Annotated in this window: 22 protein-coding genes; 12 read left to right on the top strand and 10 right to left on the bottom strand. The window is 63.4% G+C overall.

What is annotated here, in order from left to right; translation table 11 throughout:
* Window positions 1-2: 2 nt before the first annotated feature.
* Genes CKW40_RS26050 through mdh form a run of 3 tightly spaced genes read right to left on the bottom strand, consistent with a single transcriptional unit; the run spans window position 3 to window position 2,591 of the window.
* A complete protein-coding gene (locus CKW40_RS26050) occupies window positions 3-374 on the bottom strand; it encodes a cupin domain-containing protein (protein ID WP_064981484.1) in 372 nt (123 codons plus the stop codon).
* Window positions 375-378: 4 nt separating this feature from the next.
* Window positions 379-1,572: an ADP-forming succinate--CoA ligase subunit beta gene (sucC, locus tag CKW40_RS26045; protein ID WP_095202694.1), complete on the bottom strand. Its 1,194-nt coding sequence runs from the start codon at window positions 1,570-1,572 to the stop codon at window positions 379-381.
* Window positions 1,573-1,622: 50 nt separating this feature from the next.
* Window positions 1,623-2,591 (bottom strand): malate dehydrogenase, encoded by a 969-nt coding sequence (mdh, locus tag CKW40_RS26040; RefSeq protein ID WP_095202693.1) that lies wholly within the window; start codon window positions 2,589-2,591, stop codon window positions 1,623-1,625.
* A 298-nt stretch (window positions 2,592-2,889) separates the two neighbouring features.
* Between mdh and CKW40_RS26035 the strand changes: the two genes are divergently transcribed.
* Entirely contained in the window at window positions 2,890-3,237 is a 348-nt protein-coding gene (locus tag CKW40_RS26035) for a GNAT family N-acetyltransferase (protein ID WP_244571292.1), read from the top strand.
* A 47-nt stretch (window positions 3,238-3,284) separates the two neighbouring features.
* Complete coding sequence (locus tag CKW40_RS26030) at window positions 3,285-3,623, top strand: hypothetical protein (protein ID WP_198421165.1); 339 nt, start codon at window positions 3,285-3,287, stop codon at window positions 3,621-3,623.
* A 5-nt stretch (window positions 3,624-3,628) separates the two neighbouring features.
* Here the strand turns inward: CKW40_RS26030 and zapE are convergent, their stop codons facing one another.
* From zapE to CKW40_RS26010, 5 genes are all read right to left on the bottom strand, one after another.
* Window positions 3,629-4,852, bottom strand: a complete 1,224-nt coding sequence (zapE, locus tag CKW40_RS26025) for a cell division protein ZapE (RefSeq protein ID WP_095202692.1) — start codon at window positions 4,850-4,852, stop codon at window positions 3,629-3,631.
* Window positions 4,853-4,931: 79 nt separating this feature from the next.
* Window positions 4,932-5,471: a protease inhibitor Inh/omp19 family protein gene (locus CKW40_RS26020; RefSeq protein ID WP_095202691.1), complete on the bottom strand. Its 540-nt coding sequence runs from the start codon at window positions 5,469-5,471 to the stop codon at window positions 4,932-4,934.
* A 46-nt stretch (window positions 5,472-5,517) separates the two neighbouring features.
* Window positions 5,518-5,640 carry a hypothetical protein gene (locus CKW40_RS45390; protein WP_280175396.1) on the bottom strand — a complete coding sequence of 41 codons (123 nt, stop codon included), beginning with the start codon at window positions 5,638-5,640 and terminating at the stop codon, window positions 5,518-5,520.
* Between the two features lie 11 nt (window positions 5,641-5,651).
* Window positions 5,652-6,812: a hypothetical protein gene (locus CKW40_RS26015; protein WP_095202690.1), complete on the bottom strand. Its 1,161-nt coding sequence runs from the start codon at window positions 6,810-6,812 to the stop codon at window positions 5,652-5,654.
* A 53-nt stretch (window positions 6,813-6,865) separates the two neighbouring features.
* Window positions 6,866-7,063, bottom strand: a complete 198-nt coding sequence (locus CKW40_RS26010) for a hypothetical protein (RefSeq protein ID WP_095202689.1) — start codon at window positions 7,061-7,063, stop codon at window positions 6,866-6,868.
* Between the two features lie 166 nt (window positions 7,064-7,229).
* Here CKW40_RS26010 and CKW40_RS26005 point away from each other — a divergent pair, with 166 nt between their 5' ends.
* From CKW40_RS26005 to CKW40_RS25965, 9 genes are all read left to right on the top strand, one after another.
* Window positions 7,230-8,249 carry an MBL fold metallo-hydrolase gene (locus CKW40_RS26005; protein WP_095202688.1) on the top strand — a complete coding sequence of 340 codons (1,020 nt, stop codon included), beginning with the start codon at window positions 7,230-7,232 and terminating at the stop codon, window positions 8,247-8,249.
* A gap of 70 nt (window positions 8,250-8,319) precedes the next feature.
* Window positions 8,320-8,886, top strand: a complete 567-nt coding sequence (locus CKW40_RS26000; RefSeq protein ID WP_095202687.1) for a hypothetical protein — start codon at window positions 8,320-8,322, stop codon at window positions 8,884-8,886.
* Between the two features lie 94 nt (window positions 8,887-8,980).
* Complete coding sequence (locus CKW40_RS25995) at window positions 8,981-9,142, top strand: DUF1328 family protein (RefSeq protein WP_010912345.1); 162 nt, start codon at window positions 8,981-8,983, stop codon at window positions 9,140-9,142.
* Window positions 9,143-9,276: 134 nt separating this feature from the next.
* The gene (gene dapF / locus CKW40_RS25990; protein ID WP_095202686.1) at window positions 9,277-10,161 is read left to right on the top strand and encodes a diaminopimelate epimerase; all 885 of its coding nucleotides are present in this window, start codon (window positions 9,277-9,279) and stop codon (window positions 10,159-10,161) included.
* On the top strand, window positions 10,161-11,501 hold the full coding sequence (gene mtaB / locus CKW40_RS25985) for a tRNA (N(6)-L-threonylcarbamoyladenosine(37)-C(2))-methylthiotransferase MtaB (RefSeq protein ID WP_179298112.1): 1,341 nt from the start codon (window positions 10,161-10,163) through the stop codon (window positions 11,499-11,501). The genes dapF and mtaB overlap by 1 nt, the downstream gene beginning before the upstream one ends.
* Before the next feature lie 513 nt (window positions 11,502-12,014).
* A complete protein-coding gene (ftsY, locus tag CKW40_RS25980) occupies window positions 12,015-13,511 on the top strand; it encodes a signal recognition particle-docking protein FtsY (RefSeq protein WP_179298116.1) in 1,497 nt (498 codons plus the stop codon).
* Between the two features lie 63 nt (window positions 13,512-13,574).
* The gene (locus tag CKW40_RS25975) at window positions 13,575-14,231 is read left to right on the top strand and encodes a septation protein A (RefSeq protein ID WP_095202684.1); all 657 of its coding nucleotides are present in this window, start codon (window positions 13,575-13,577) and stop codon (window positions 14,229-14,231) included.
* 64 nt (window positions 14,232-14,295) lie between these two features.
* Window positions 14,296-14,916, top strand: a complete 621-nt coding sequence (locus CKW40_RS25970; protein WP_095202804.1) for a pyridoxamine 5'-phosphate oxidase family protein — start codon at window positions 14,296-14,298, stop codon at window positions 14,914-14,916.
* A 41-nt stretch (window positions 14,917-14,957) separates the two neighbouring features.
* Complete coding sequence (locus CKW40_RS25965) at window positions 14,958-15,488, top strand: NADPH-dependent FMN reductase (protein ID WP_095202683.1); 531 nt, start codon at window positions 14,958-14,960, stop codon at window positions 15,486-15,488.
* 239 nt (window positions 15,489-15,727) lie between these two features.
* On the opposite strand, the gene CKW40_RS25960 is transcribed toward CKW40_RS25965, so the two are convergent.
* Both CKW40_RS25960 and CKW40_RS25955 read right to left on the bottom strand, forming a co-directional pair.
* On the bottom strand, window positions 15,728-15,934 hold the full coding sequence (locus CKW40_RS25960) for a tautomerase family protein (RefSeq protein WP_013528835.1): 207 nt from the start codon (window positions 15,932-15,934) through the stop codon (window positions 15,728-15,730).
* Window positions 15,935-16,139: 205 nt separating this feature from the next.
* A complete protein-coding gene (locus CKW40_RS25955; protein WP_095202682.1) occupies window positions 16,140-17,060 on the bottom strand; it encodes an SMP-30/gluconolactonase/LRE family protein in 921 nt (306 codons plus the stop codon).
* 284 nt (window positions 17,061-17,344) lie between these two features.
* On the opposite strand from CKW40_RS25955, the gene CKW40_RS25950 reads away from it, so the two are divergent.
* Window positions 17,345-17,512, top strand: a complete 168-nt coding sequence (locus CKW40_RS25950; RefSeq protein WP_095202681.1) for a hypothetical protein — start codon at window positions 17,345-17,347, stop codon at window positions 17,510-17,512.
* Window positions 17,513-17,658 lie beyond the last annotated feature (146 nt).

The raw sequence follows: 17,658 nt of genomic DNA, 5'->3' as shown, positions 1-17,658 counted from the left end.
GGTCAGAGCCGCTTCAGGTCGGTGACGGTGAGATCGCTCTTGGCGTTGCCGGTGTTGAGCGTCGTCGCCGGCTCGAACATCAGCACCACGGGCTCGGCGGTGAGCGAGCGCGGCCGGTGCTCGACACCACGCGGCACGACGATGAAATCGCCCTCGCCGAGTTCGACAGGGCCGTCGCGGAAATCGATGGCAATGCGCCCGCGAAGCACGAGGAACGCCTCGTCCTCATTGTCATGCGCGTGCCAGTCGAAGGTCGCGCCGAATTTGGCGACCTTTGCCTGGCTGTCATTGACGTCGCCGGCGATGTGCGGATCGAAGACCTTGCTGATCTTCTGATCCGCCGCCTCGACGAGGTTTATCTTGCGCGGAGGCACAGGCTCAGCCCTTCACCGCCGCCACGATCTTCTTGGCTGCGTCGTCCAGATCGTCCGCCGACACGACATTGAGGCCGCTGTCGTTGATGATCTTCTTGCCGAGTTCGGCATTGGTGCCTTCCAGGCGCACCACCAGCGGCACCTCGAGCCCGACTTCCTTGACCGCGGCGATGACGCCCTCGGCGATGATATCGCACTTCATGATGCCGCCGAAGATGTTGATCAGTATGCCTTTGACCGCCGGATCCTTGGTGATGATCTTGAACGCCGCCGTCACCTTCTCCTTCGACGCGCCGCCGCCGACATCGAGGAAGTTGGCCGGTTCGGCGCCATAGAGCTTGATGATGTCCATCGTCGCCATGGCAAGGCCGGCGCCGTTGACCATGCAGCCGATATTGCCGTCGAGCGCGACATAGGCGAGGTCGTATTTCGACGCCTCGATTTCCTTCTCGTCCTCTTCGGTGGTGTCGCGCAGTTCGAGCACGTCCGGATGGCGGAACAGCGCGTTGTTGTCGAACGACACCTTGGCGTCGAGCACGCGCAGCCGGCCATTCTTCATGACGATCAGCGGATTGACTTCGAGCAGGCTCATGTCCTTCTCGACAAAAGCCTTGTAGAGGATCGGGAACAGCGTATCGCCATCCTTGGCCGCGTCGCCGTCGAGCTTGAGAGCGCCGTTGAGCGCCTTCAGATCGGCTGATGTCACGCCCTTTTCCGGATCGATGGCGACGGTGATGATCTTGTCCGGCGTGTCATGCGCCACCGCCTCGATGTCCATGCCGCCTTCGGTCGAGACGACGAAGGCGATGCGGCCGACCGAACGGTCGACCAGGATCGACAGATAGAGCTCGCGCTCGATGTCGGCGCCGTCCTCGATGTAGAGGCGGTTGACCTGCTTGCCGGCCGGGCCGGTCTGCTTGGTCACCAGCGTGTGGCCAAGCATCTCGTTGGCGTTGGCGACGACGTCGGCGACCGATTTGGCCAGCCGCACGCCGCCCTTGGCATCGGGCGACAGTTCCTTGAACTTGCCCTTGCCGCGGCCGCCGGCATGGATCTGGCTCTTCACCACATAGAGCGGGCCGGGCAGCGCCTTGGCGGCGGCTTCCGCCTCGCTTGCCTTGAACACCGGCACGCCTTCGGCCACCGGCGCGCCAAAGCTCTTCAGCAGCGCCTTGCCCTGATATTCATGGATGTTCATTGGGAACGATCTCCAGGTCTTTTTTGCCGGGGTTGTTTTTTGGCTAAGGTTTACTTCGAGGCGAGCTGAGGCGCGATCTTGACGCAGGCCTCGGTCAGGCCCTGCACGGTCGCCACCGAAGAATCGAACATCTTCTGTTCGCTCTTGTTGAGGTCGATCTCGATGATGCGCTCGACGCCGCCGGCGCCGATCACCACGGGCACGCCGACATAGGTGCCCTTGACGCCATAATGGCCGGAGAGGTGGGCAGCGCAAGGCAGCACGCGCTTCTTGTCCTTGAGATAGGCTTCGGCCATCTGGATCGCCGAGGCGGCCGGCGCATAGTAGGCGGAGCCGGTCTTGAGCAGGCCGACGATCTCGGCGCCGCCATCACGGGTGCGCTGGACGATCTGGTCGAGCTTTTCCTTCGAGGTCCAGCCCATCTTGACGAGGTCGGGCAGCGGAATGCCCGAGACCGTGGAATAGCGGATCATCGGCACCATGGAATCGCCGTGGCCGCCAAGCACGAAGGCGGTGACGTCCTCGACCGAAACCTTGAATTCCTCGGCCAGGAAATAACGGAAGCGCGCGCTGTCGAGCACGCCGGCCATGCCGACGACATGGGTCTTGGGCAGGCCGGAAAACTTCTGCAGCGCCCACACCATGGCATCGAGCGGGTTGGTGATGCAGATGACGAAAGCCTTTGGCGCATACTTCTTCAAACCGGCGCCGACCTGTTCCATGACCTTCAGGTTGATGCCCAAAAGGTCATCGCGGCTCATGCCCGGCTTGCGCGGCACGCCGGCGGTGACGATGCAGACATCGGCACCCTCGATGCCGGCATAGTCGTTGACGCCGGTCAGCCGGGAGTCGAAACCATCGACCGGCGACGACTGCGCGATATCGAGCCCCTTGCCTTGCGGAATACCCTCGGCGATATCGAACAGAACCACGTCACCGAGGTCCTTGAGGCCGATCATGTGAGCCAGCGTGCCGCCGATCATGCCCGAGCCGATAAGCGCTATCTTGTTGCGTGCCATGTGAGGATATTTTCCCTTTGTCTGTTACGGTGCCTCAAGTCTTTAGCGACTTGATGACGGCATCGAGGAAGAGGCCGGAATGCTGCGGAAACCCGTGAGATTTCGCCGCACCCAATAGCCCCGGTGCAAGATAAATTCAAACGATTATTTTGGAGTGAGCATTTTCAATCGGTTAGATGGATTGGGACTTACGTAAACGTCAAAGTTTGTAAGCCGACTTGCCTCAGATTACACAATTAGGGTGACAATCAGAAGGCTTGAAGAGGCGATGACGCCCTTGTGATGCGGGTTGTCGGGGATGCTCGACGAGTCGGTCAGGCCGATCGATTGGCAGCCTATCTTAGCCAGCCAGTCCATTTCATGGTCGTTGCCCTCGCCGACGGCGTGGTCGTCGGCCAGTGCGCCGCGGTCATCCATCGCCGACAAGGTCAGCGAACTTTACATCGACGAGGTCGGCGTATCACCCGCATTCCAGCGCCAGGGCATTGCGCGCAAGATGCTCGACGCAATGTTCGCGATCGGCAGGGAGCATGGCTGCGAAGAGGCCTGGGTCGGCACCGAGCCAGACAATCTCGCCGCTCGCGCGCTTTATGAGTCTCGCGATTCGGTGGCCGAGCCGTTCGTGATGTACGTTTACAGGCTCTAGACCATGCAGATGGGTCGCTTCGCGGCCACGACAACAAGGAGTTAGCCATGACCGAAACAGAACCTCTCATTCTGCGTCGCTGGTCATCCATCATCCGCACACGGGATCGCGCTGCCTATGCCGCCTATGTCGGGAGGACCGGGGGGCTCGATTACGCGGCCACGGCAGGCAATCGCGGCTTCCAGATGCTTATGCGTGATCGTGGCGACGGCACGACGAAGATCGTCACGTTGAGCTGGTGGTCATCAATGGACGCCGTCCGAGGCTTTGCCGGCGACGCGCCGGAACTGGCCCGCTACTACCCGGAAGATGATCGCTATCTCCTGGAGAAATCCGAATTCGTCGATCACTACACAGTTGTAGCCGGAACCTTGCCACCGGCCTGAAGGGCTCAGCCGATAGCGGAAGGGGGCTCACCGTGCAGACCTTCGAACCTGTTCGCCGGATCCTTCGCCTTCCGCCGGTCCGCCCAGTCCTCCAGCCAGTCGCGGCTCTGCATCTCTATCAATCGTGACGCGGTGCGTTCGAACTCGAACACCTCGACGCCGCGCTTGGCGACATACAGCTCCTGCGGCGCGGCCTCGGCGCTCACGACCAGCCGCACATGGTGGTCGTAGAGCGTGTCGATCAACAGGATGAAGCGCTTGGCCTCGTTGCGCTTGCCTTCGCCCAGCACTGGGATGTGGTCGATGAAGACGGTCGAGAAGCGCCCGGCGATGGCCAGGAAATCGCGTGCGCCGAGCGGTTTTTCGCAAAGATCGGCGAAGGAAAACCGCGCCGCGTCGCCGGCGGCAGCCGGCACCACCACTTGCCGGCCCTTCAGGGTCAGCGAGGTCGCGGCCGTCGGCGCGCCGCGCGTCATCGTCCGCCAGGCCTCATCGAGTGTCCGGTCGGCCGCTTCATCGGCCGGCGTGACATAGACCGGCGTGCGGGCGAGCTTTTCCAGCCGATAGTCCTTGTCGCTGTCGAGCGACAGAATGTGGGTGTGCCGTTCCAGGATGCCTATGAACGGCAGGAACAGCTGGCGATTGAGCCCGTCGCGGTAGAGATTTTCCGGCGCCACGTTCGAGGTGGCGACCAGTACCACGCCATTGGTGAACAGCGCCGAAAACAGCCTGGACAGGATCATCGCGTCGGCGATGTCGGTGACCGAGAATTCGTCGAAGCACAGCACCCAGGCCTGCTCGGCCAGTGCCTTGGCCACCGGCGGGATCGGGTCATCTTCCTTGGCGTCGCCATTCTTGCGCGCCTGCCGGTGTTTCTGGATGCGGTCCTGCACATCGGCCATGAAGTCGTTGAAATGGACGCGGCGCTTGCGCCGGACCGGCAGCAGCTCGAAGAACATGTCCATCAGCATGGTCTTGCCGCGACCGACGCCGCCATGGATGTAGAGACCCCTGACGATGTCCCGCGTCTCGCGCTTGCGGGCGAACAGCCAGCCCAGCGCACTCGATTTGTGCGCCAGCCGCTTGGCGGAGATTTGATCGGTCAGCCGGTCGAGCGCGGCGGCGATGCGTTCCTGCGCCGGATCGCGCTCGACCGCGCCGGTTTCCACCAGATGGTCGTAGCGCTGCCTGACGGTCGCATGGGTCTGGAGGCCGTCACGCAGATGCATCGGTCACGTCGTTTGTTCTATGCGTGTCGCGGTCCCGAAACCGGGGCCGTTTGTGCGACATGCACTGGGGAGGTCGGGCCTATCTTGTAAGCGAGATCGGCTGGCCGTTGGAAGTCTGGCCGTCGAATTTCGAGCCGCCCGAGGAATAGAGCCGCGCCAGCGAGCCGCCATTCTCATCGTAAAGCGTCAGCTGCTTGCCGGCGACATTCCACGACTTGATGCCGTCGATGGGTGCGGGGCAGTGCAGCGGCCCGGCGCGGAAGCCGGCGCCGAACTTGGTCTGCGGCGTCGCGATCTTGCAGCTCTGGCCGGAAACGCTGGCGTTCCAGACGCCGGCGACGGCTGCCGCGTTGAGATCCGAGGCACCGGCGGGTGCCGTGCCGTCCGGCGGCAGGGACGCAACCTGTGTGTTTGCCGGTGCGGTCGGGAATTTCGACGGGTCGGTGGTTCCGGGCGCGGCCGGCGGCGGTAGCTGGTTGGAGGTCACCTGGCCAGCAGGCGCCGGCTGCAGTGGCGCCGGCTGCTGGTCGTCCATCGACGAGAAGCGTGTGGTCGAGCAGCCACTCGCAACGAGCGCAGCCAGCGATACGGCCATAAGACCGCTTTTCGAAAAATTCATTACAACCTCCGTCGGATCCGGCTGGGGGGATGCCGTCCGCGCAATATCACCCTCCACCAAGATGGAGAAGGTGGCGAAATTTCAACCCGATATGGTTAAAATAGGGTTTGCGCCAAGATTGTTGCAAATTTATCGCAATCATCCGGCCAAAGGCGCGCTCGTCGGTCATCGGAGGCGCCCCTAATGCGGCTCGAACCGGTAGAGCGGCTGCGAAATCGGCATTGGGGGCCGCAGCAGGTCGGCGCATCGGCGGTCCAGCCTAAGCGCCAGCTCATGAGAGCGCCGCACTGCCGTCTTCCAATCGCCGGTCGTTTTCAGCAAGGCCAACGCATCCGCAGGACGGTCGGCTGCGATCATGAGATCGGCCGCAACGATGCGATCTTCCGGCGCGATGGCTTCGCCGGCCTTCAGTCTGCCGGCCAATCCGACCCACTGTTCCCAAGGGAAGGCCGCTGTGAGCAGTTTCGGGCGAGGTGGCGGTTTGGCCCCACTGCCTTGCATGAAGGAGGCCAACGTCGACCGGGCCAACGCCCTGTCGATGAACGACTCTGCCGTTTCGCCCATTTCAAAGATTAGAGCGTGACGCAGGTTATCCTCCCGGTCGCGGTGACCAAGAACATAATCGATCCCGTCGAGCATGGTTGTCGTAACAGCATCGGGATCGTTGACCGGGTCGAGCTGCTTTTCGGCAATCTGCGCGTTGAGCGCCGCTGCCACCGTGGTGCCGAGGCGCAGGTCGCCGGTCTGGTTGACGAGAGGCAGCAAGATCGCGGCCTGAGGAGCATAGGCAATCAGCCGCCCGATCTGTCGGATAGCCGGCCCCATACCGTTTTGACGGTCGAGCGCCTGCACTTCGGCTGGCTGTTTGGAGATATCGAACGAAGGGCGAAGATCGGCTGAGTAAAGAGCATTGCGGATAAACCCCGTGCGATTGCCCTTGTGGGGTGGAAGCTTGTCGAGGTACGCGACGTAGTCGGAAAGGTCGTCCTTGACCGCCCGCATCTCGAGAGCCAGCGGCCAAACGCCTGCATTTTCGGCCCTTTGGGCGAACTGAGACTTTGCCTCGTCATCGAGAACGGACAACGCGCCCGCAATTGCTTTGGCGGCGTCTAACGCCTGGTAAAGATCCAACGTCTGCAAGTGACCCAGTTCGCCCAGCAGCCAATCGCCGCCATCCTCGATGACAAGCACGCGCAAGGCAGGTAGCCCAAGCTGAGGCAAAATCGACTTCGCATTGGGCTGCGGCTGCATGCCGGCCAACATCGCCGCCCGCTCCGGCTTCGTTGCGTAGGCAAGCCTGAGCTCGGCAATGCGCAGCGGCGGATGGCTGCGTTTTTCCAAGCCCACCAGAAGCGCCGAGCCCTCGGCATGGCTGAGATCGCCATAGCGTATCTTCAGATAGGCGGCGTCGTCGCGAAACGATCGCGCCAGAAATTCGGGAAGATCGCCGGTTCGGCGAGCAGAAAATCGGCCGCCGCCATGATGGTTGGCGCATGGCTGCAGGCGCCGGGCTTGTCTTGCCGTGTCTGCGCCGCAACCATCGATGCCATCGATGCGGTTGCAATGACCACCAGAATTGCCAGCCGCCGCATGGCGAGACCCTCCTTGCGCCTAGCGATGGTACACCGAAAGTTGCAGCCGTCACACCGCGCAGCCTGTTACCCAAGTGCCGCAGCCCCTGCAATCGTTCAGCCGAATGCTTGCGCCAACGGGCGCAGAACCTATGTCAAGAAACCGAAACCCGCTGGAGCACCGAGCTTGGCCGCGAGAAAGAAAGCCGCCAACCGCTATTACAGCGGTCCGCCCAGCGACCATTTCGATGGCACCTTGTTCTTCAATCCCGGCGGCCGGATGCCCGGCCGCTTCGCCGACCTGCTGAAATGGCAATTCAACGGCCAGCGCGCGAAATGGCCGGCGACCAATCCGAGCCCCTTTCCGCAGGCGAGGCCAGCCGCGCGGGTAGACGGCTCCGATCTAACCGTGACCATGGTCGGTCACTCCACCCTGCTGATCCAGACCGCCGGACTGAACATCCTTACCGACCCGGTCTGGTCGCAACGCACCTCGCCGTTTTCCTTCGCCGGGCCAAAGCGCGTCAATCCGCCAGGCATCGCCTTTGCCGATCTGCCGCCGATCGATCTCGTCCTGGTCAGCCACAACCATTACGACCATCTCGACCTCGTCACGTTGAAGCGGTTGAAGGAAAAGCACGATCCGCGGGTGGTGACGCCGCTCGGCAACGATGTGCTGATCGGTGAGGCGGTTCCTGATATGCGGCTGTCGGCGTATGACTGGGGCGACAGGGTCGACATCGGCCATGGCGTTTTCGTCCACATCGAGCCAACGCATCACTGGTCGGCGCGCGGCGCCCGCGACCGCCGCATGGCGCTGTGGGCCGGCTTCGTCATCGAGACGCCGGGCGGCAAACTCTATTTCGCCGGCGATACCGGCTTCCACGACGGCATCAACTACCGGCTGATGGCGGACAAACATGGCGGCTTCCGCTTCGCCATCCTGCCGATCGGCGCCTATGAGCCGCGCTGGTTCATGGCGCCGCAGCACCAGAATCCCGAGGAAGCGGTACAAGGCATGAAGCTGTGCAAGGCCGCCTTCGCCGCCGGCTGCCACTGGGGCAGTTTCCAGCTCACCGACGAACCGATGGACGAGCCGGCCCGCAAACTGGCAGAGGCGCTCGAGGCAGAGGGTCTGCCACAGGAGCGCTTTCGCGCCTTGCGGCCCGGCGAAATCTGGGACGTACCGGAGATCGAGCACGGCTGAAGTGCGCATTGGCCATTTACGGCACCATCATTTTCGCCGATGGTCCGGCCAGCAAAAAAGGGGACCTCAGATGAAATCGATCGTTGCAGCACTGATGGCACTGGCAATCTCGGCGCCGGCGGCTTTCGCGGGTGAAATCGCCGATCATGCCGCCGAAGCCGAAAAGGCGCTGCAAGCCGGCGATGGCGCCGGCGCGCTGGAGAAATTCCGCAGCGCCGAAGAGGCGTTGTGGCAGGCGATGCCGCTTGCCGTGGAGAACGTCAAACAGGTCGATTCGGCCGGCGGCTTCGGCATCTACAGCGAGCGCGCCAATCACATCTACAAGCCCGGCGAGAAGGTCGTGCTCTACATGGAGCCGGTCGGCTATGGCTATGGCTCGGACGGCCTCGGCAACAGCCAGATCGCGCTTTCCGTCGACCTCACCGTGCTTTCCGACACGGGCGAAGCTCTGGGCACCTTCGAGAAGATCGGCAGCGTTCAGGTCGCTTCCCGCTCGCACAACCGAGAACTGTTCTTCAAACTCGACCTGTCCCTCGATGGCCTGCCGGCGGGGAAATACAAGTGCAACTTCCTCATGCATGACCAGAACTCGACCAAGACGGCGCCGTTCAGCACCGATATCGAGATCGCCGGCTAGGTTTTTCCGCTGACATCGCCTCGCAAACCGCGGGAACCCAGGCACGGCAGAAGCGTTCTTCGGTTTCAAATCTGTCGGCTTGCGAGGCATTCCCATGATCAAATGGATCATCATTCTGCTCATCGTCGCCGCCGCGGCGAGCCTGCTCGGCATGCCGGCGCTGGCCGGAGCCGCGGCCACCGGCGCGCGCATCCTCATCGGCATCGTTCTCGTCATCTTCCTGCTGGTGGTGCTAGGCATCTTTGCCGTGACCTAAGTCCGGCATCTCCGCCGTGACTGGGTCCGGCACCTTCGCCGTGACTGAACATGCCTGCGCACTGGTAATTGCCGCCCGTTTCCGCCATATAGCGCCAAACAGACACGGAATTTCGCGGAGCAATGGCAAGAGCAATGGCAAGCACTGCCCCTTTCGCTAAGATGAACGGCATCGGCAACGAGATCATCGTTGCCGATATGCGCGGCCGTGCCGATCGGGTGACGGCGGCCGCCGCCCTTGCGCTGAACGCAGATGCCGCGACCCGTTTTGACCAGATCATGGCGATCCATGATGCGAAGACGCCGGGCACCGCCTACTATGTCGACATCCTGAATTCGGACGGCACCAGTGCGCAGGCCTGCGGCAACGGCATGCGCTGCGTCGTCCAGGCGCTCGCCGCCGAGACCGGCCAGAAGACCTTCACCTTCGAGACCCGCGCCGGCATCCTCAATGCAAGGGAACATGCCGACGGCACGATCTCGGTCGACATGGGCATCCCGCATTTCGGCTGGCAGGAGATTCCGCTCGCCGAGGAGTTCCGCGACACCCGTATGATCGAACTCCAGATCGGCCCGATCGACGCACCGGTGCTGCATTCGCCCTCCGCCGTTTCGATGGGCAACCCGCACGCCATCTTCTGGGTCGATCGCGATGTCTGGTCCTATGAGCTAGAGCGCTTCGGCCCGCTGCTCGAAAACCACCCGATCTTCCCTGAACGCGCGAACATCACCATCGCGCAAGTAACGTCGCCCGAGAGCATGATCATCCGCACCTGGGAGCGCGGCGCCGGCCTGACCAAGGCCTGCGGCTCCGCGGCCTGCGCATCGGTGGTGGCCGCGGCCCGCACCAGGCGGACCGGCCGCAGCGTCAACCTGCTGACCCCCGGCGGCGGCACGCTGCATGTCGAATGGCGCGACGATGACCACGTCATCCTGACCGGTGCCGCCGAATGGGAATTTTCCGGCAGCTTCGATCCCTCGACCGGCACCTGGGCTCGCGACACCGAAAGCGCGGCCTGATGTCGGTTGCTCTGTCCAAGAGCCTGGATGTCGACGGCTCCCTTTCCGATGCCTCCAGCCGCATTGATGTGGTGACCTTCGGCTGCCGGCTGAACACCTACGAATCCGAAGTGATGCGGCGCGAGGCCGAAAGCGCCGGGCTCGGCGCGCTGCAAGGCGGCGCCGTCATCTTCAACACCTGCGCCGTCACCGGCGAGGCGGTGCGCCAGGCCAGGCAGGCGATCCGCAAGGCGCGCCGCGACAACCCGCAGGCGCGCATCATCGTCACCGGCTGCGCCGCGCAGACCGAGCCGGAAAAATTCGCCGCCATGGACGAGGTCGATCTCGTGCTTGGAAATGAAGAGAAACTGAAGGCGCACTCCTACCGCGCGCTGCCGGATTTCGGCGTCAACGACACCGAGAAGGCCCGCGTCAACGACATCTTCTCGGTGCGCGAGACCGCCGGCCATATGGTCGACGCCATAGAGGGCCGGGCGCGCGCCTTCGTGCAGGTGCAGAATGGTTGCGACCACCGCTGCACCTTCTGCATCATTCCATATGGCCGCGGCAATTCCCGCTCGGTGCCGATGGGCGCCGTGGTCGAACAGGTCAAGCGGCTCGCTGGCAACGGCTATGCCGAGGTCGTGCTGACCGGCGTCGACATGACCAGCTTCGGCGCCGATCTGCCCGGCGCGCCGAAACTCGGCAAGCTGGTGAAGACCATTTTGAAGCAGGTGCCCGATGTGAAGCGTCTGCGGCTATCCTCGATCGATTCCATCGAGGCCGACGACGATTTGCTCGATGCCATCGCCACCGAACCCCGGCTGATGCCGCATCTGCATCTGTCGCTGCAGTCGGGCGACGACATGATCCTGAAGCGCATGAAGCGCCGCCATCTGCGCGACCAGTCGATCCGCTTCTGCGAGGATGTCCGCAAATTGCGCCCCGCAATCGTCTTCGGCGCCGACATCATCGCCGGTTTCCCGACCGAGACCGACGCCATGTTCGAGAACTCGATAAAAATCGTCGAGGAATGCGGGCTGACCCATCTCCACGTCTTCCCGTTCAGTCCGCGCGAGGGCACGCCCGCCGCGCGCATGCCGCAGCTACGCCGCGAACTGGTCAAGCAGCGCGCCGCGCGGCTGCGCGCCGCTGGTGAGGCCGCCTATCGGCGCCATCTGTCCTCGCTGCCTGGAACGCGCCAGTCGATCCTGATCGAGCGCGACGGGCTCGGCCGCACCGAAGGCTTCACGCTTGCCGCGCTTGGCACCGGCGCGCCGGGCGAGATCGTCGAAGCGACAATTACTGGCCACGATGGTATCAGGCTGACCGCAGCCCCGCTTGCCGCACGCGCCGCCTGAGAAACGCAAAGCATGGCTGGTTTTTTCAAGAAGATATTTTCGTTCGGCAAGAAAGAGGTTGTCGAGGAGCGCGTCGACGAGACCGCCCCGCTGCCGCCGATCAAATGGGACCAGCTCGATGCGCTGAAGCCGGCCGCCGAACAGGTCGTTCCGGAGTTTTTGAAGCGCGACGAGGCGCAGCCTGAGGCGGAACTTGCGCCGATAGCGCCAACCGAGCCAGAACCAGCACCCTACCCTCCCCTCGATGGGGAGGGTCGCCACGAAGTGGCGGGGAGGGGTGACAGCGCCGACGCTGGCGCCAGTCACCCCCACCCCCAAGCTACGCTTGGGACCTCCCCCATCGAGGGGGAGGTAAAGGGCGCGCCCGAAGAGCCAGCACCCGAGCCCGCTCCAACCATTCCGCCCATACCGGAGCCGACGATTCCCGCCGAACCGGAACCGCTGCCGGAGCCCGTGCCGCAAGAGGAACCGGCACCCGCGCCAGAGCTTCCGGAACCGCCGGCGCCCGAGGAAATTCCGCTTCCCCCTGCCGCTCCGGAGCCCGCCCCCGAACCGCAGCCGCAAGAAGTCCCTGCTCCGGCGCCAGCCGAGCCGGAGATTGCGCCGCCGCGCCCGGAACGGCAGCCCGAACCGGCGCCGATCGAGGTGCCGGCTCCGCCTGCCGAGGTTCCGGTCGAACAGCCAACACCGGTCGAGGTGCCGCCACCGGCCGCGCCTGTAGCGCAGCCGACTCCGAAGGTTAGCGCCGCCCCTCATCCGCCTGCCGGCACCTTCTCCCCGTATAGGGACGGGGAGAAGGAAGAAGCTTCCCACCCTCCCCTCGATGGGGAGGGTCGCCACGAAGTGGCGGGGAGGGGTGATGGCGCCGACGCTGGCGCCAGTCACCCCCGAGCTTCGCTCAGGACCTCCCCCATCGAGGGGGAGGTAAAGCCGGCGCCGGTCGAGACGCAGCCCGTCATTGCCGAGATCGCGCCCGAGCCGCAGCCCGCCCCACAGCCGAAGCCGGAGCCGAAACCCGCTCCCGGCAAGGTGACCGTCACCAAGAAAGTCGAGCAGAAGGCCGAGCCGGTGAAGGCGCCGGAGCCGGCGCCGCGGCGCTCCTGGTTCCAGCGCATGCGGGACGGGCTTGCCCGTTCCTCGCGCGAACTGACCGGCAACATTGCCGGCGTCTTCACCAAGCGCAAGCTCGACGAGGAGACGCTGCAGGATCTGGAAGACGTGCTGATCCGCGCCGATCTCGGCATGGAAACCGCGCTTCGTATCACCGACGCGCTGGCCGCCAGCCGCTACGGCAAGGACGTCTCCGATACGGATGTCCGAACCGTCATGGCGGCCGAGGTGGAGAAGGTGCTGACCCCCGTCGCCCGGCCGTTGGAGCTCGATCTCTCGCATAAGCCGCATGTCATCCTGGTGGTCGGCGTCAACGGCACCGGCAAGACCACGACCATCGGCAAGCTCGCGGCAAAACTGACCGATGGCGGCCTGTCGGTGATGCTCGCCGCCGGCGACACGTTCCGCGCCGCCGCGATCGAGCAATTGAAGATCTGGGGCGAACGGACGAAATCGCCTGTCATCGCCTCCAAGATCGGCGCCGATGCCGCCGGCCTCGCCTATGACGCCTTCGAACGGGCAAAAGAAGCCGGCTCCGACGTGCTGATCATCGACACAGCCGGCCGGCTGCAGAACAAGACCGAACTGATGGCGGAACTCGAAAAGATCGTCCGCGTGCTCGGCAAGCTCGACCCGGAAGCGCCGCACACCGTGCTGCAGACGGTCGACGCCACCACCGGCCAGAACGCGCTCAACCAGGTCGAAATCTTCCGCAACATCGCCGGCGTCAACGGCCTGGTGATGACCAAGCTGGACGGCACTGCGCGCGGCGGTATTCTGGTGGCGATCGCGGCAAAGCACAAATTGCCTGTCTATTTCATCGGCGTCGGCGAACAGGTCGACGACCTCGAACCTTTCTCCGCAAGCGAATTCGCCAGGGCGATCGCTGGAGTGGCGTGAAACAAGGCATGATCTGTTGAAACGGCCTGGTTTTGGGCCAGATCATGCGTAAGAAGGACTTTTATGAACATCCTCGAACGTGACCCGTCAGACCCACGCCGTAAGCCGATCAACCCCGGCTTGAAGCTGCTGCTTGAGCTTGGGCCCGGCCTGGTGTTCTTCTTCACCACGATCCGCGGTGAATGGCTGGCCGAAAAGTTCCCGATCCTGACCCATCTCGGCGAGCCAATCCTGATCGCCACCGCATTTTTCATGGTCGCGACGGCACTGTCGCTCAGCGCGTCCTGGGCGCTGACGCGCAGCCTGCCGCTCATGCCACTGGTGTCGGCGATCGTCGTTTTCGGGTTCGGCGCGCTGGCGCTCTACCTGCAAGATAAGACCTTCGCCTTCATGAAGCCGACTATCATCAACACGTTGTTCGGCGTCACGCTGCTCGGGGGGCTCGCCTTCGGCAGGTCGCTGCTCGGCTATGTCCTTGATTCCGCCTTTCAGCTTGATGCCGATGGCTGGCGCAAGCTGAGTTTTCGGTGGGGGCTGTTCTTCCTGTTCCTGGCCGTGCTCAACGAGGTGGTGTGGCGCAATTTTTCGGAAGAGACCTGGGTTTATTTCAAGTTCTGGGGCACAGTTCCTATCACCTTGCTGTTCACCTTCAGCCAGATGCCGCTGATTATGCGTCACTCGCTTGAGGAAAAGCCCAAGGAAGAGCAGGCCGGCGAATAGAGCAATTCCAGAAAAAGTAGCCAGCGGTTTCCGTCTGGGATTGCGTCAGATGAAGAGGGGCGAGATGGACTTCATCACCACGCGCGAAGAGCTGCGGACGATCTACAAGACGCCGCGCCCGACCGACGGCTCGATCCGCAAGGAACTGAAGGCGCTCGACGGCCATTGCCGTTCCTTCATCGGCAAGAGCCCGTTCGTGCTGATCGGCTCGTCAGACGGCGAAGGCAATGCCGATGTGACGCCCAAGGGCGACAAGCCCGGTTTCGCCACCATTCTCGACGACAGGACCATCGCCATCCCCGACCGGCCCGGCAACAACCGGCTGGATACGTTGGAGAACATCTTGCGCAATCCCTCGGTCGGGCTGCTTTTCCTCATCCCCGGCATGAACGAGACGCTGCGCGTCAATGGCGATGCCCGCATCACCGTCGACGCCGGTCTGCGCGAGCGCCTGGCCGTCGACGGCAAGGAGCCGCAAAGCGTCATCGTCGTCGCCGTCAAGGCCGCCTACATGCATTGCGCCAAGGCCTTCATGCGCTCCGATCTGTGGAAGCCGGACACCTGGTATGACCGCGCGACGCTGCCAACGCTCGGCCAGATCCTGCGCGACCAGCTGGCACTCGCCGATTCCGTCGAGGCGACCGACCGCTGGCTCGCCGACGATTACAAGCAGACCATGTGGTAGGCTTTTGCGGACGCGATTCGTCCGAACTGGCTTCACCCACTGTGCTGAACATCCTCGCCATCTCCGGCAGCCTCCGTGCCGCCTCCACCAATTCAGCCTTGGTCGCGGCATTGGCGCGCAACGCGCCGGCAGGCTGCCGCGTCACCGTCTATGACGGGCTCGGCCGTTTGCCGATCTTCAACCCCGACGACGAAGGCGAGCGGACACCGCGCGAAGCCGCCTTCCTGATCGACGCCGTTACCGGCGCCGACGGCGTTATCGTCTCCTGTCCCGAATATGCTCACGGCGTGCCGGGCGGGCTGAAGAATGCGCTCGACTGGCTGGTCTCGCGCGACGCCGCCGTCGCCAAACCCGCCATGCTGACCCACGCCTCGCCGCGCTCGCTGTTCGCGCGGTCGGCACTGGCCGAGATCATGCGGACGATGTCATTTGCGATGTATGAGGGCGGGCTGGAGATCGCCCTGCTGGGGAAGAAGCCGGCGGAGGTGGAGGTTATTTTGGATGAGCCGGGAAATGTACTGGCGATGCGCGATGCGCTGCAGGGTTTCGCAGATTTCATACGCGGGCGTTGAGCCCGCGGCCACCATGCGATGGCTGGCGGGACAGCGCCCCCCCTCTGCCCTGCCGGGCATCTCCCCCACTTGGGGGGAGATCGGCAGCCCCGTCGCTCAGCTCACTTTTCGACGTTGACGATTGGCGAAAACACAGGATGACGGCCGATCTCCCCCCAAGTGGGGGAGATGTCCGGCAGGACAGAGGGGGGCGCTGTCCCGCCTGCCTCTCATAACGTTCACACTACGGCTGCAACCGACTACCCCTTCCGCAGCGTCTCGACATCGGTCTTGCCGACATACCAGTCGCGGGCGTTGACCTCTTCGAAGACCACCCAGACATCGTCATTGCTAAGCCCGGTGGCGTCCATGATGGCCGCCGTGACTTTCTTGGCGATGTCAGCCTTCTTGCCTGCCGGATCCGCGGCGATCACTTCCTTGACGATGCGGATGTTGACGAATGGCATGACGTCCTCCCCTTCAAATAGCTAACGCCGGCGAGAGACCGTTTCGAAATTCGCTCTGGCGAGTCATATGATGGTGGTTTCGAGAACCGGAGCGCAGCGGACATTTGGGTCCGTGAGCTCAGTTCTACTGCGAACGCAGTAGAACGCGGAAGCGCAGAAAACGCCATCAGATGGCCGCCAGAGTAGAATTTCCAAACGGTCTCACTCAAAAAGTCTTGGCCCCGTTCACCATCAGCCGCACCGAATAGAGCGAGGTGGTGCCGGCAATGTAGAGGCAATTCAGCTTGGCGCCGCCGAACACGCAATTGGCGGTCACCTCCGGCACCTTGACCTTGCCGATCAGCGTCCCGTCCGGATCGTAGCAATGGATGCCGTCGGCGGCGCTCGTCCAGATGCGCCCGTCCGCGTCGAGTCGGAAACCGTCGAACAGGCCGGCGGTGCAGTCGGCGAAGACCTTACCGCCCGACACCTTCTTGCCGTGCTTGCCGACATTGAACACCCGCATATGCGCCGGGTTCTCAGCGCCATGCGTGCGGCCGGTGTCGACGACATAGAGCAGGCTTTCATCGACCGAGAAGGCAAGCCCGTTGGGCCTCACCATGTCAGTGATGACGGCCTCGACTTCGCCCGTATCGGGATCGACCCGGTAGACGTAGCAGGCGCCGATCTCGCTCTCGGCCTTGTCGCCCTCATAGTCGGTGTCGATGCCATAGGTCGGGTCGGTGAACCAGATCGAGCCGTCGGACTTCACCACCACGTCGTTGGGCGAATTCAGCCGCTTGCCCTTCCATTTGGCGGCAATCGTGGTGACCGAGCCATCATATTCGGTGCGGCTGACGCGGCGACCCGAATGCTCGCAGGTGACCAGCCGGCCCTGCCGGTCGACGGTGTTGCCGTTGGAATTGCCCGACGGTTGGCGGAAGACGCTGACGCTGCCGTCCGTCTCGTCGTAGCGCAGCATGCGGTTGTTCGGGATATCGGACCAGACGACGTAGCGGCCGGCAGCGAACCAGGCCGGCCCTTCCGCCCAGCGGCATCCGGTGAACAGCTTGTCCACCTGCGCGTTGCCGTTGAACAGCCGCGCGAAGCGCGGATCGAGAATTTCGTAATAGTCTGCGGCCGCCATGCATTTCCTCCCGGCATCAGGTGATGCCAGATCAAGCCAGCCCGCGATCGATCTGGCAAGACGGAGTCGCCGCAATTTGTATGACAAAACGGAGAGGAACGGCCGTGCGGCCCAGGTCCGGCCCGTGGCCACGCGCCTTAGGACTCGATTAACCGGCTATGCGCTGCGCGCAATGGTGCATTGCAACATCTTCTTTTTGCAATGCACCATTCCTATGTCATGTTCCGTATTGACCAAGGGAGGAAGAACCCGCCGCCAGAATGCGGCACGAAAGGACCCTTGCTATGATCTTCAACGATCTCATGACCCGCGCTCGCAGCAGCATTGCCAAGCGCAAGCACTACAACCGCCTCGTCGCCGAAATCGACAGCTTCACCAGCCGCGATCTGGCCGACATGCGCGCCGACCGCTCGGAAATGCTCTACCAGATCCACAAGCAGATCTACGGCTGAGGGAATCCCCCTCACCCGGATTGCCAAACCGAATTGCAAAGGCAATTCGGGGCAATCCGACCTCTCCCCTAGGGGAGAGGAGCTGTCTTGCGCCGACGCCTTCCTCTTCTCCCCCACGGGGAGAAGGTGGCCGCGTAGCGGCCGGA

Origin of the sequence: Mesorhizobium carmichaelinearum, from assembly GCF_900199455.1 — a bacterium.
GTDB classification, from domain to species: domain Bacteria; phylum Pseudomonadota; class Alphaproteobacteria; order Rhizobiales; family Rhizobiaceae; genus Mesorhizobium; species Mesorhizobium carmichaelinearum.
This window is presented reverse-complemented; position numbering and strand designations above follow the sequence as displayed.

Coding starts and splice junctions, on each gene's coding strand:
- sucC (WP_095202694.1), bottom strand. CDS start 1,572: ATGAACATCCATGAATATCAGGGCAAGGCGCTGCTGAAGAGCTTTGGC.
- mdh (WP_095202693.1), bottom strand. CDS start 2,591: ATGGCACGCAACAAGATAGCGCTTATCGGCTCGGGCATGATCGGCGGC.
- CKW40_RS26035 (WP_244571292.1), top strand. CDS start 2,890: ATGCTCGACGAGTCGGTCAGGCCGATCGATTGGCAGCCTATCTTAGCC.
- CKW40_RS26030 (WP_198421165.1), top strand. CDS start 3,285: ATGACCGAAACAGAACCTCTCATTCTGCGTCGCTGGTCATCCATCATC.
- zapE (WP_095202692.1), bottom strand. CDS start 4,852: ATGCATCTGCGTGACGGCCTCCAGACCCATGCGACCGTCAGGCAGCGC.
- CKW40_RS26020 (WP_095202691.1), bottom strand. CDS start 5,471: ATGAATTTTTCGAAAAGCGGTCTTATGGCCGTATCGCTGGCTGCGCTC.
- CKW40_RS45390 (WP_280175396.1), bottom strand. CDS start 5,640: ATGACCGACGAGCGCGCCTTTGGCCGGATGATTGCGATAAATTTGCAA.
- CKW40_RS26010 (WP_095202689.1), bottom strand. CDS start 7,063: ATGCGGCGGCTGGCAATTCTGGTGGTCATTGCAACCGCATCGATGGCA.
- CKW40_RS26000 (WP_095202687.1), top strand. CDS start 8,320: ATGAAATCGATCGTTGCAGCACTGATGGCACTGGCAATCTCGGCGCCG.
- CKW40_RS25995 (WP_010912345.1), top strand. CDS start 8,981: ATGATCAAATGGATCATCATTCTGCTCATCGTCGCCGCCGCGGCGAGC.
- dapF (WP_095202686.1), top strand. CDS start 9,277: ATGGCAAGCACTGCCCCTTTCGCTAAGATGAACGGCATCGGCAACGAG.
- mtaB (WP_179298112.1), top strand. CDS start 10,161: ATGTCGGTTGCTCTGTCCAAGAGCCTGGATGTCGACGGCTCCCTTTCC.
- CKW40_RS25975 (WP_095202684.1), top strand. CDS start 13,575: ATGAACATCCTCGAACGTGACCCGTCAGACCCACGCCGTAAGCCGATC.
- CKW40_RS25970 (WP_095202804.1), top strand. CDS start 14,296: ATGGACTTCATCACCACGCGCGAAGAGCTGCGGACGATCTACAAGACG.
- CKW40_RS25960 (WP_013528835.1), bottom strand. CDS start 15,934: ATGCCATTCGTCAACATCCGCATCGTCAAGGAAGTGATCGCCGCGGAT.
- CKW40_RS25955 (WP_095202682.1), bottom strand. CDS start 17,060: ATGGCGGCCGCAGACTATTACGAAATTCTCGATCCGCGCTTCGCGCGG.
- CKW40_RS25950 (WP_095202681.1), top strand. CDS start 17,345: ATGATCTTCAACGATCTCATGACCCGCGCTCGCAGCAGCATTGCCAAG.